The sequence below is a fragment of the Salaquimonas pukyongi genome, assembly GCF_001953055.1.
GTDB classification, from domain to species: domain Bacteria; phylum Pseudomonadota; class Alphaproteobacteria; order Rhizobiales; family Rhizobiaceae; genus Salaquimonas; species Salaquimonas pukyongi.
Genome location: NZ_CP019044.1, coordinates 1,731,430 through 1,743,571 on the forward strand (window position 1 = coordinate 1,731,430; position 12,142 = coordinate 1,743,571).

General features: G+C 60.1%; 10 protein-coding genes and 1 pseudogene. 6 read left to right on the top strand and 5 right to left on the bottom strand.

Annotated features, from left to right (window positions below):
* Positions 1–130: 130 nt before the first annotated feature.
* Complete coding sequence (gene hspQ, locus BVL55_RS08440) at positions 131–472, top strand: heat shock protein HspQ (RefSeq protein ID WP_075996517.1); 342 nt, start codon at positions 131–133, stop codon at positions 470–472.
* A 97-nt stretch (positions 473–569) separates the two neighbouring features.
* Here hspQ and BVL55_RS08445 read toward each other — a convergent pair whose 3' ends face one another.
* Positions 570–1,202 (bottom strand): invasion associated locus B family protein, encoded by a 633-nt coding sequence (locus BVL55_RS08445; RefSeq protein WP_428977258.1) that lies wholly within the window; start codon positions 1,200–1,202, stop codon positions 570–572.
* 460 nt (positions 1,203–1,662) lie between these two features.
* Here BVL55_RS08445 and BVL55_RS08450 point away from each other — a divergent pair, with 460 nt between their 5' ends.
* Together BVL55_RS08450 and BVL55_RS08455 are read left to right on the top strand one after the other, a co-directional pair.
* A complete protein-coding gene (locus BVL55_RS08450) occupies positions 1,663–3,525 on the top strand; it encodes an extracellular solute-binding protein (RefSeq protein ID WP_083649449.1) in 1,863 nt (620 codons plus the stop codon).
* A gap of 12 nt (positions 3,526–3,537) precedes the next feature.
* Positions 3,538–4,250: pseudogene (locus BVL55_RS08455) on the top strand (DsbA family oxidoreductase).
* Between the two features lie 328 nt (positions 4,251–4,578).
* Here the strand turns inward: BVL55_RS08455 and dksA are convergent.
* Positions 4,579–5,001, bottom strand: a complete 423-nt coding sequence (gene dksA, locus BVL55_RS08465) for an RNA polymerase-binding protein DksA (RefSeq protein ID WP_075996519.1) — start codon at positions 4,999–5,001, stop codon at positions 4,579–4,581.
* 174 nt (positions 5,002–5,175) lie between these two features.
* Positions 5,176–6,372 (bottom strand): MFS transporter, encoded by a 1,197-nt coding sequence (locus tag BVL55_RS08470; protein WP_075996520.1) that lies wholly within the window; start codon positions 6,370–6,372, stop codon positions 5,176–5,178.
* A gap of 244 nt (positions 6,373–6,616) precedes the next feature.
* Here BVL55_RS08470 and BVL55_RS08475 point away from each other — a divergent pair, with 244 nt between their 5' ends.
* From BVL55_RS08475 to BVL55_RS08485, 3 genes are all read left to right on the top strand, one after another.
* Entirely contained in the window at positions 6,617–6,907 is a 291-nt protein-coding gene (locus tag BVL55_RS08475; RefSeq protein WP_075996521.1) for a hypothetical protein, read from the top strand.
* An 87-nt stretch (positions 6,908–6,994) separates the two neighbouring features.
* Positions 6,995–9,715: a mechanosensitive ion channel domain-containing protein gene (locus BVL55_RS08480; RefSeq protein ID WP_075996522.1), complete on the top strand. Its 2,721-nt coding sequence runs from the start codon at positions 6,995–6,997 to the stop codon at positions 9,713–9,715.
* A 104-nt stretch (positions 9,716–9,819) separates the two neighbouring features.
* Positions 9,820–10,560: a class II aldolase and adducin N-terminal domain-containing protein gene (locus BVL55_RS08485; protein ID WP_205410867.1), complete on the top strand. Its 741-nt coding sequence runs from the start codon at positions 9,820–9,822 to the stop codon at positions 10,558–10,560.
* Positions 10,561–10,618: 58 nt separating this feature from the next.
* On the opposite strand, the gene BVL55_RS08490 is transcribed toward BVL55_RS08485, so the two are convergent.
* Together BVL55_RS08490 and BVL55_RS08495 are read right to left on the bottom strand one after the other, a co-directional pair.
* Entirely contained in the window at positions 10,619–11,359 is a 741-nt protein-coding gene (locus BVL55_RS08490; protein WP_075996523.1) for a L,D-transpeptidase, read from the bottom strand.
* Positions 11,360–11,536: 177 nt separating this feature from the next.
* A complete protein-coding gene (locus BVL55_RS08495; protein ID WP_156892477.1) occupies positions 11,537–11,863 on the bottom strand; it encodes a hypothetical protein in 327 nt (108 codons plus the stop codon).
* Positions 11,864–12,142: the final 279 nt, after the last annotated feature.

Genomic DNA, 12,142 nt, shown 5'->3' on the forward strand with positions numbered 1-12,142 from the left:
CGGTCAGGCAAGCCGGAACCGGCCCCTTGAACTCACCCCCGGAGCCTGATATTTTGTGACAAGTCAAGACCTTCGGCCACAATGGCGCCAGACGGTCATTAAGGATCAGGCAAACAGGCCAAACGCAACGATGACAAACGCAAAGACCATCAACAAGGCGAAGTTCTCGATCGGCGATCTGGTGCGCCATCGGGTATTCCCGTTCCGAGGTGTGATTTTCGATGTCGATCCGGAATTTGCCAATTCAGAGGAATGGTATGAATCCATTCCCGATGAAATCAGGCCGCGCAGGGACCAGCCCTTCTATCACCTGTTCGCCGAAAACGACGAAACCGAGTACATCGCCTATGTTTCGGAACAAAACCTGCTGAGCGACGAAAATCGGGAACCGGTCCGCCATCCCCAGGTCGGCGAGGTTTTCGAACGTACCGAAGACGGCAACTACCGCACCCGCGAAAGATTGGTGCACTAGGCTGTATCGAACCTGATCGGCAGAATTGCCCTGTCCAAACAAAAACGCTGGCTTAAAGCCGGCGTTTTGTATTCTGGCATTTGGTTGCACCGGCAGATCAGCCGCCGCTTTCGCTTTTCGCCTTTTCCTGGGCTTCCTGAAGCTTCTTGCGCGCTTCCTCGGCCTTCTTGCGCAATTCGTCCTGCAATTCGCGCTGGCGGTTGGCGAACTCTTCCTGTTTCAGCGGCGGGCCGTCATAGGCCGCGGTGAACCCTTCCAGCGTGATCTCGATCGGATTTTCCTTCTGCTGCACATTGGTGGAAGTAACCGTCAGCGTGCCGCCATTCTTGAGAATGTTGACCAGTTCGTCATCCAGCTTGACCTCGGCGATGCAACTCTGGGGAAAGCAGAACAGATAAGGCAGCGTCGTTTCGCGCTTGTCGTCGATACGCAGCTTGATCCCGGCGGGAATGAGGCGCCCGGTCGGGACCGTGATCTGAAAGACCCGGCGTTCCACGTCACCCTTCACATCAATCAGGGAAATCGCTGTCACGACCTGGCCGGTACTGGCCACCGACTGGAACTGGGTGTTGCAGATGTCGTTGTTGTCCTGCTTTGCACAGACCTTGAACCAGCCGTCAGGGCGCTGGTTCTGGGCATTGGCGGACGTTGCGCCAAGGCTGGCGGCAATCGCTGCCGCGCCGGCGAGAATGGTTGTTTTGCTCAATACATGCGTCAGGGCGGAATTCATGGAGAATCCTTTTTGTGTTTCTTGCCGGCCCGGCCGGGCAGCGGCGCTTTCAATCTCCGCATCGCGAAACTGTTGCCGGATGCTCAGGATACAGGTAACGCCTTGGCCGAAAGACCTAGCGGCGTTCGATTAATGCCTTATCTGCGCCAGCGCAAGCCCGCATCGGGGCAAATGGTTTACGGCGCCGCCTGCTTCCACTGCAAAAATCTGGCTGAAAAGAGGCAATCCCTTCCCACAGCCCCCATCGGGGGCGTTTTGCCGGCCCCCAAGGCAGTTTGTCGCCTGATTGGCACAGCCCTATCACGATCTTGCCGTCTGGTGGAGGCAAACTGCAAGCCAGCTGCCGTTTCTGGTAGGTTGCGCAGAGAATCGGCTTGCCCCTGAAAACATCCCTGCACCGGAGAAACGGATGTCCCCCAGTATTGTATGCCCCCTGCCCCGAAACCCGATGAAAAACCGCATGAACATTCTGGCAGGGTTGGTGGCTCTTTCCACCGTGCTTTTGTGCATTGCCGCTTTGCCTTCCGCCGCCCAGGAAACCGGGGCAGAGCAGCCGGGCGCTGCCGAAGAGCCATCGCGGGTCCATGCCATTGCCATGTATGGAGACCCCGCCCACAAGCCGGGCTACACCCATTTGTCCTACGCCAACCCGGACGCTCCCCAGGGCGGGCGCATCAGCCATGGCGTCATCGGCACCTTCGACTCGCTCAATCCGTTTATCCTCAAAAGCATGCGCACCACCGCCCGCGGCCTGTGGGACCCGCAACTTGGCTCCAACATGTATTTCGAAAGCCTGATGTTTCGAAGCCGGGACGAACCCTTCACGCTCTACGGCCTGCTGGCGGAAAGCGTGCGCATGCCCGACGACAGAAGCTGGATCGAGTTTCACTTGAACCCGGATGCCCGCTGGCACGACGGCAAACCCGTCACGCCGGAAGACGTGATCTTCACCTATGAATTGCTGACCGAAAAGGGGCGCCCTCCCTTTTCCTCGCGCTCAAGGCGTATCGAAGCCATCGAAAAGACCGGCGAGCTAAGCGTGAAATTCACCTTCAATGAGCAATCCGACCGGGAATTTCCGCTCATCATTGCCGGTTTCACTCCCGTGCTGCCAAAACACGCCATCGATCCCGAAACCTTCGACGGTTCCACCCTCGATCCCATGGTCGGCAGCGGCCCCTACCGGCTTTCCAGGGTCGAACCGGGCAAGAAAGTGGTCTACAAGCGCGACCCCGGCTATTGGGGCAAGGACCTGCCGGTCCACAAGGGCTTCTTCAATTTCGACGAGGTGGCGGTCGAATACTTCACCCAGGCCGGCTCCCTGTTTGAGGCGTTCAAAAAGGGCATTGTCGACATCTACAAGGATGGCGATCCGGCCCATTGGGAGCGCGCCTACGATTTTCCCGCCGTCACAAAGGGCGATATCGTGAAGAAGGAGTTCATCGCCGGCGATCCCGCCAACATGCTGGCTTTCATCTTCAACACCCGCCGCCCGCTGTTTACCGACCGCAACCTGCGCGAAGCGCTGTCAAACGCCTTCGACTTCGAGAAGATCAACCGCAACCTTTTCTTCAACGCCTACAAGCGCACCACAAGCTTCTGGCAGGGGTCGGAACTTGCCTCCACCGGCCGCCCCGCAAACGCCAGGGAACTGGAACTGCTTGGCGATGCAGCCCAATCCATTCAGCCTGAAATCCTCGACGGCACCTGGCGGCCCGCCATCACCGACGGTTCGGGCAGCGACCGCAAAGTGCTGCGCAAGGTCTTTTCGCAACTGAAAAAGGCCGGCTACAAGCGCCAGGGATCGCTCCTTGTAACCCCCGATGGCGCCCCGGTCGCCTTTGAGGTGATGACCCGCGACATCTCGGAAGAAAAGCTGGCCCTTTCCTTCAAGGATACCCTGGCCCGCCTCGGCATTACGCTGAACGTTAGAACCGTGGATGATGCCCAGTATCAAAAGCGGCTGCAAACCTTCGATTACGACATGATCATCGCTGCCTATTCCGCCTCGCTCTCGCCGGGCATCGAACAGCTCTGGCGCTGGGGCTCGCAGGCAAGAGACGCCGAAGGCAGCTTCAACTATGCCGGCATCGCCGACCCGGCCATCGACCGGCTGATCGAAGCCATGGTTGCCCTTCGCTCACGGGAGGATTTTGCCGCCGCCGTGCGTGCGCTGGACCGACTGCTGCTGTCGGGCCATTATGTCATTCCGCTCTATCATTTGCCGGGCGAGCGCTTTGCCCATCGTGCCTATCTGGCCTATCCGGAAAAGACCGCCCTGTATGGCAACCAGTTTCCGGTCTGGTGGCACAAACAGCCTTAGGAGAGAATTCCCATGCCCTCCCCGCAAGCAACGCCCGACACCGGCAATCTGACCATCGACATTGTCTCCGATGTCATGTGCCCATGGTGTTTCATCGGCCAGAAAAACCTGGAGGCGGCGCGAAAGATCGCGGCGGAAATACCGGTGGAAATCCGCTGGCGGCCCTACCAGCTCGATCCCACCCTGCCCCCGAAGGCAAGGACCGCAAACAATATCTGGAGGACAAGTTCGGCGGGGCCGAACGCGCCCGCGAAATCTACGCCCGCGTCGAGGAAGCGGGCAAGGCGAGCGGCATCGACTTTCAGTTCGACCGCATTGCCATCTCCCCCAACACGCTTGATGCCCACCGGGTAATCCGCTGGGTAGGCGGCATTTCAGCCGATACCCAGGACCGCCTCGTGCGCAGGCTGTTTGAACTTTATTTCCTCGAAGGCGCCAACATCGCCGATCATGCCGTATTGGCCGCCGCCGCCGCCGAGGCCGGCATGGACAGGAAGATTGTCGCCGATCTACTGGCACGCGATGATGACAAGGCAGCGGTAAGCGAGGAGATCGCCAGGGCACAGACCATGGGCGTTTCCGGCGTTCCTTTCTTCATCTTTGCCGGCAAATACGGCGTTTCGGGCGCCCAGCCGCCGCACACACTCGCCAGCGCCATGCGCCAGATTGCAGCCGGGATGAACGAAGAAGCCGATTACGCGCCAGAGCCGCAAAACGGAAAATGACGGCCCCTCGCCATTCGCACCCGTGGATGAAAGGAACAAAATGCCCTCTTCGTCATCCCGGACTCTCTTTCGTCACCCCCGGAACCTCGGTTGTCATCCCCGGCCCCTCATTTTTCGTCATCCTCGGGCCTGACCCGAGGATCCATCGCCCTGTCACCATGACGGCGCTGAACGGGATAACGCAGACCCCCGGGACAAGCTCAAGGGTGACGAAAGAAACGGTGCCAGCCCTCCAGATTGCCGTTGCACGCCAACCGCTGCTTGCCCAGATGAAGAAGCACTGTGGGGTGTGGAATACGAAGATGCCCGTGATGGCAGAAGTACTCGCTCAGTCGTCACGATAGACTTTTTCGCGCCGTTCGTGGCGCTCCTGCGCCTCGATGGAGAGGGTTGCGATCGGGCGCGCCTCGAGCCGCTTCAGGCTGATCGGCTCTCCGGTTTCCTCGCAATAGCCATAGGTGCCCTCATCAATGCGGCGCAGGGCCGAGTCGATTTTGGCAATCAGCTTGCGCTGGCGGTCGCGGGCGCGCAGTTCGATCGAGCGGTCGGTTTCCGACGATGCCCGGTCGGCCATGTCGGCAAGCTTGCCCGATTCATCCTGCAGATGGTCGAGGGTTTCCTGCGACTCACGCAGGATATCCTGTTTCCAGTCGTTGAGCTTCTGGCGGAAGTATTCCTTCTGCCGCTCGTTCATGAACGGTTCTTTGGTGGAAGGCTTGTAAGGCTTGGAAGAGCGATCAATCTTGCCCATCAATTCCTCCTGCGTTGCCGGGCTTATAGACCCGTGCCGGAAAACGGGCAAGCAGCTTTGTTGCCCCCTCACGAAGATTTTTCCGCCGGTGCGGAAACTGTCCCGAAAACCGGCAAAACCGGCAGGCAAATGCCCACGGCGAGGCAGTTGGCCGGTTGGGCTTACGGCGAAAATCTAACCCGATTGCGGCTTGGCATCGGTTGAAAAGGCATAGATCGCCAGCGCGACAACCAGCATGACCGCATAGAAGACGAACAGCGATTCGTAACCGGCCGCCTTGCCTCCGGCGCGCGTTGCGATATCGACCACATAGCCGCTGACCGCCTGACTGACGCCCACGCCGCCAATGGAAAAGAAATTGAGCAGGGTAACCCCCCTGCCCGTCAGATGGGCGGGAACGAAGGCCTTGCCATGGGCCATCTGTGTTGCATAGCCGGCACCGAAAAAGCCGATGGCAACGAACATCACCGTCACCATCCACACCGACGGCATGTCGGCTGCGATCATGTAAGCGATGGCCGCCAGCACCAGCAGATTGCCGATCAGCACCACCCATTTGCGGCTGTTGAAAAGCCGGTCAAGCGGACCATAGGCCAACGATCCGCCAGCAAGGGCAAGTGCCATATACAGCGTGACCCGGCCGATTTCGCCGGTCGTCAGGCCGTACATGTCATGCAGGAAGGGTCCAGCCCACAACCCGCGAATGCTCGCCGCAACGCCGTAGCCCATGGCAACCATCGGAAAGATGAACCACAATTCGCGAATCCGGAAAAGATCGGCAAGACCACCGAAGATCGTGGCATCCTTGCCTGAAGATTCGGCCTTGGGAGGGTCCTTGACGAAAGCCAGAATTCCGATCCCCACCGCGAAGGTGAACGCCGCAAGGCCGAACCCCACCTGGCGCCAGCCGAACGCTTCGACGGCAGCGGCAAGCGGCTCTGTGCCGGCCACATTGCCAAGCGTTCCAAGCCCGACAAACACTGCCGCCAGCGTGGCGAAAGAGGCCTCTGAATAGGTGCGGGCAAAGAAATAGAACGTCGCCATCAAAACCGGCGCGCACCCCATGCCGATCATCCCCATCGCCACGATCAGCATCACCGGCGATTGCGCCAGGGCAAACAGGGTTATGCCGCCACCGGAACCTGCCAGAAACAGAAACCCGGCGGTTCTCCGCGGCCCGGCCCTGTCGAGCCAGGCGCCAATGGGAAACTGCATCAGCGCGAAAACGATGAACCAGGCCGCCGCCGCGTTTGAAAGCTCGGTTGCGCTGGCGCCCAGATCGCTGCCGAGCTTCGGCGCGAGCACCGCCAGAAAGGAGCGGTAAAACTGACTGAGCACATAGGAAAACAGTAAGACGACAATACCGGCCATGGCAGAAATTCCGGGGGAGGAGAAAACAGAAGTGGACGGCTTACGCCCAGTTTGGGTGCGACGCAAGCTACAACCGGGCGCGAAGAGGACAGGAGATTGCGGCACCGGGCACCTGCCCCAACACCCGTTGGCATGAACGCCCCATTCAGCTTTCATTCAGCATGCAGGCACTATATACAGCCCAACGAATTGAGGGCGCCAACGATCCTGCGCCCGCACGAACACACAGAAAGGGACAGTTTCGATGATCTTCCCGCACACCACGTCCAGGATTCTGGCAGCCGGCGCGCTTGGCGCCATGCTGGCTGCTGCCGCCACGCTGCCCGCGCAAGCATTCGACAGTCCAACGGAATGTCATAACGCCGTCAATGAAACCACCCGCTCCCTGCTGAAGGCCAACGTTGCCAATGCCGATCTTGACGAGATCGATGCCGTTCTCGTTCAGGCAACCGGAAAATGCGATTCCGGCGATCTTTCCGGCGCCGAAGCCGATCTTGCAAAGGCCGGCGAGATGATTGAGGCCGCCAGCCAGTAAACGGCGCGCCATTTCGCGTTGATTAGTGATTCCTGACCGCAAGCACGACAAAGGTGCGGTAATCCTGTATGGAGAACCGAGTCTTGAATGAATCACGCAGCCCTGCGCTGCGCCATTGGTTGTCTGCGCCCTGCCATGCGTCTTGCCCCCTTTCACGCCGGATCTCTTTCCCTCCTGCTCAGGCTGCTTGTTCTTGTTTCGCTGCTGGTTCTGCCGGGCGTGCTGCCCGTTGCCGGCCCTGCCGCCGCTCAGGCAACAGCGGTTGAATCCATTGGCAACGCTGCCAGGGAAATAACGTCCACCGCCAGGATCCTCGACCGCCTGACTGCCGCGGCAGGCAAGGACGATGAGTCCCTCGTCGGCGCCCGGGTGAAGTATCAGAACCTGATCAGCGAAGCCAATGAAGTCATCCGCCGCATTGACGAGCACAGCCAGACTCTCGCAGACCGGTTGACCGAGATCGGCCCGCCGCCTGAAGACGACAGCGTGGTGGAGCCCTCCACGGTGATCGAAACCCGTGCCCAGCTCAACAAGGACAAGGCCGAACTCGCGGTTCTGAAAACCAATCTGGAAAACCTGGTTCATTCTGCCCAGGCATCCATTGCCAAGATTACCCAGACCCGTCAGGAGGCCTTTACCGAGGCAATCTCCAAAAACACCCAGATCACCTCCCAGACCGTCAGCGAAGCAATTGTCGGCATCCGCAGCCTGGCTGCCACGGCACAAAGCCATTTTGCCAACTGGTTCACCTTCGTTCGCGGCGAAAAGGTCTGGCAGGCCATCGGTTCGGCCTTCATTTCGCTTGCCTTCGCTCTCTTCCTCTCGGTCAGTTTCAATCGGCTGTTCGGCAATTACCTGCTGCACCGCACCGCCCATCCCGATTACTTCACGCGGGTGTTCACCGCATTTTGGGCAACGATCCTGCCAAGTCTGGCAACCGCGGTGTTTCTTGCCGCCACCTATGCCCTGTTCCGCTATTTCGGCGTTTTGCCCGGCAACATCGCCAACATCGTGCTGGCGCTGGTGATCGCCATTGCCGGCCTTGTCTTCGCCTTTCATCTGTGCCGGGCAGTCTATGCCCCGCGCAAGCCGGCATGGCGGCTGGTCGCGCTGACCGATACTTCGGCCCGGCGCATGTTCGCCCTGACGCTTGTCCTGTTCATCATCCACGCATTCGACTGGGTTTTCACCGAGGTCAATGCCGCCCTTTCAGGGCCCGTCAGCCTGACGGCCCTTCAGGGGCTGCTGGCCGCATTGGCAATCGGTATCACCCTGGCGCTGATGGGGCTCGTGATCCGTCCGGCCAGCCGCGACGGCGGGCAAACGCAAGCCACGGCGCAGCCCCCGGAAGCAGATGAAGGCACGTCCTTCTTCCGCTCGGCCCTGGCGCCGCTCTTCCGCGGCAAGCGCATCTTCAGGCTCATCCGCTTCCTCCTGTTTCTTTCCGCAGCGCTCATCATCGTATCCGCACTGCTCGGCTATATCGGCTTTGCCCGCTTTACCGCCCAGCAACTTGTGGTTTCCGGCGCCATCATCGCGGCGATGCTCATCGGCATTCAGGCGGCCCGTGAGCTTTCCCGTGAAGGTGTCCTTGCCACCACGCGTTACGGCCGGCTGATGCGCCAGCGCGGCATGGAAGAATACCGTCTCGAGCAGCTAAGCCTGGCCGCCGGCATCGCCCTGATGGCGCTGATCCTCATCATCGGCATTCCGGCCATCCTCATGCAGTGGGGAACCCGCTATGAGGAAATCACCGCCTTCGGCACACGGTTGTTTACCGGCATCGACATCGGCAGCATCCGCATATCCCTGTCGGGCATTCTCGTTGGCCTTGCAATTTTCGCGCTGATCCTGCTGGCAACGCGCTTTTTCCAGCGCTGGCTCTCGCGCAGCGTTTTCACCCGCTCCAAGATCGATCCGGGCGTGCGCGACTCCATCAGCGCCGGCATCGGTTATACCGGGTTTGCCATTGCTGCCCTGCTGGCCATCACCTCCGCCGGTTTTGACCTTTCGAGCCTGGCCATCGTTGCCGGTGCCTTGTCACTGGGTATTGGTTTTGGCCTGCAGAACGTCGTCTCCAACTTCGTTTCCGGCCTCATTCTTCTGGTTGAACGGCCAATCAAGGTCGGGGACTGGATCGTCGTTGGCGCCGCCGAAGGCACCGTCAAACGCATTAGCGTCAGGGCAACGGAAATCGAAACCTTCCAGCGCCAGTCGATCATTGTGCCGAATTCCGAACTCATCAACTCCCAGGTCGGCAACTGGACCTTCAAGTCGAAGTCCGGCCGCGTCGATATTCCCATCGGCATTGCCTATGGCTCGGATGTCCGGGTGGCCGAAAAAATCCTTTACGAGATCGCCCATGAACACGCCATGGTCGCCAAGAAGCCCGAACCCAGCGTCTGGTTTGTCGGCTTCGGCGATTTCTCGCTCGACTTCCGCCTGCGCATGTTCCTGTATGACATCAACAATCTGGTGACGGTGGAATCGGAAGTCCGCTTCGCCATCCTGGAACGCTTCGAGGAAGCCGGCATCGAAATCCCCTTCCCCCAGCGAAACCTCAACCTGCGCATTGAAGGGGGGAGGCCGATCCCTCGCAGCTTGCCCGGGCGCTGGCCGAAACCGCCGGTACCGATGGCCCCGGCCAGACGCGCAAACCGGCGAGAAAGCCTGCACGCGGAAAAACCGCCCAGGCCGGCAGAAGCCGCCAGAAGCCCTGAACCATTATCCGGCGCATATCTCTTTGTTTTTCAGTGCGCCGGGCCGTGTCGCATCGGGGGGCTGTGGACAGGGCGCAGATTGCGATAAGGTTTGGAAAACACGCACCGCACACAACACGGAGAACACCGGCAATGGCGGCCCAGCACAAGGTGATCAAGGCACCCGCCGGCCAAACCCCGGCCGGCCACAACATGCGCCACAACATGCGCCATTGGGAGGAGCGGGTTGATCTCGCTGCCAGTTTCCGCTGGACGGCAAGGCTCAACCTGCACGAAGCCGTTGCCAACCATTTCTCGCTGTCGGTCAATGAGGACGGCACCCAGTTCCTGATGAACCCCAATCAGATGCATTTTTCGCGCATTCGCGCTTCGGACCTGTTGGCGCTCGATGCCAACAATCCGGCCACCCTGGATGCGCCGGATGCGCCTGATCCGACGGCCTGGGGCCTGCATGGTGCCATCCACCGCCATTGCCCCCATGCCCGCTGCGCCATGCACGTGCATTCGATCTTTGCCACCGTACTGGCAAGCCTGGCTGATTCCACCCTGCCGCCAATCGACCAGAATACCGCAATTTTCTACAATCGCGTGGTTATTGACGAAACCTATGGCGGGCTTGCTTTCGAGGAGGAGGGCGAGCGCTGTGCTGCCCTGTTCGCCGACCCCGCCAAAAAGGTCATGGTGATGGGCAATCACGGCATCATGGTTGTCGGCGAAACCGTGGCCGAGACCTTCAACCGGATGTACTATTTCGAACGGGCCGCCGAAACCTATATCCGCGCCCTGCAGACGGGCCAAAAGCTTCGCGTCCTGTCCGACGAAATCGCCGAGAAGACCGCGAGCGAAATCGAGGAATATCCCGGTCAGGCAGAGCGCCATCTGGCGGAGCTGAAGGCCATCCTTGACGAGGAAGGCTCCAACTACGCCAGTTGACAATTACCTGCGTTGGAACGCACCAAACGATGCGCCAGCGCGCCGGCCAATCCGTGTGCTAGCGCACGAGAATAGGCGCGCCGTTGCGCACATGCTCATACAGATGGATCACGTCCTGGTTCATCATCCGCACACAGCCCGAGGACACCGCCTTTCCGATCGTCCAGTATTCCGGAGTGCCGTGAATGCGATAGAGCGTGTCGACCCCGTTCTGGTGGATGTAGAGCGCCCTTGCACCGAGCGGATTATCAAGGCCCGGCGGCTTGCCGCCATTGCGGGCCGAATACTTCTCCAGTTCCGGCTGGCGGGCGATCATTTCATCGGGCGGTGTCCAGGTTGGCCATTTGCGCTTCCAGGCAATGACCGCCCTGCCCGACCAGGCAAACCCTTCCCGGCCAAGCCCGACGCCATAGCGCACCGCCGTGCCGTCATCCCCGACGTGGTAGAGATAGAAGCTGGAAGTGTCGACCACCACGGTTCCAGGCGCCTCGCGGCCACCATAGGCCACCTCGCGGCGCCAGAACTGCTCGGGAACCTTGTCAATATCGATGGCCGGGATGGGGAATTCCTCATCCGGCAGAGCGCCGTAGATTTGCTGGTATTGGCGCTTTGACGGCGCTGCGGCAGCACCAGCGCCGCCCCGGAACCTTGGAAAGCGCATTTCGCCAAAGCGCCGTTGCGGCTGTCCGCCGGCATCTTCGCTCACGCTGGCGCAGCCGGTGAGCGCGATACCGGCAACTGCCGCACCCCCGGCAAGAAAGCCCCGGCGGCCAATCCTGTCTGTTCGTTCCTTATGCATCGGTAGTTTCCCACTCACAACGGTGTCTTTGCGCCGGCGGCTGCTTTTCAGCACCGGCATATGAAAGTGTGCCGGGGGTTCCGGCATGCTTGTTCAGATAGATCATGGTCCGATCTCTTTCGTTTCGTTCCTGATTGCTTGCCGGGATATGCGGCAGGCAGGAGAAAATTCAAAAGATCAGACGTTGATTGGCGGCCTCAGCGGCGCGCTGGCGCTGCAGCCCGTGAGCACCTGCACCCGGCCCGCAGACCGCGTTGTTTCTGCGCTTTCGCCCTGCAAACTGCCGCCACCGGCAACGATGCCGAGATCCGTCATGCAGCGCCAGTGGCCGGGCAATCCGCCCTTGTCCGCCGTACAGCACTTCAACTGGCTGGGTTCACCCATTGCCACCGCCAGATCGTCGACCCCGGCAATGGTGGCAAGTTCCATGGCAGCAGGCGCCGATTGCGCGGCCGCAGCCTGATGGACAGGCCGCAGCAAACTGCCCGCAATCAGCAGAGCCATTACCGCAATGCAGCAAATCAGCCTTGCTGGCGAAAACCCTGCCGGAAATGGTGATCGTTTGCCGTTCATCATTCGCTTATGCCACGCTCCGGCGAGCCGATCCACCGGCAGGTGATAATACTCCCGTGATCGCCCGCGCTCACAACCTGTATGGTCACAGCCGATAGAAAGAAATTATGGCAGTTTTTCTACCCGATGGCAGTTTTTTGCCGGGCTCTTGTGCTACCGGCAGTCCATTCTTTTCCATTGCACAGTTGCATGCCATTGGCTAGGCAACGC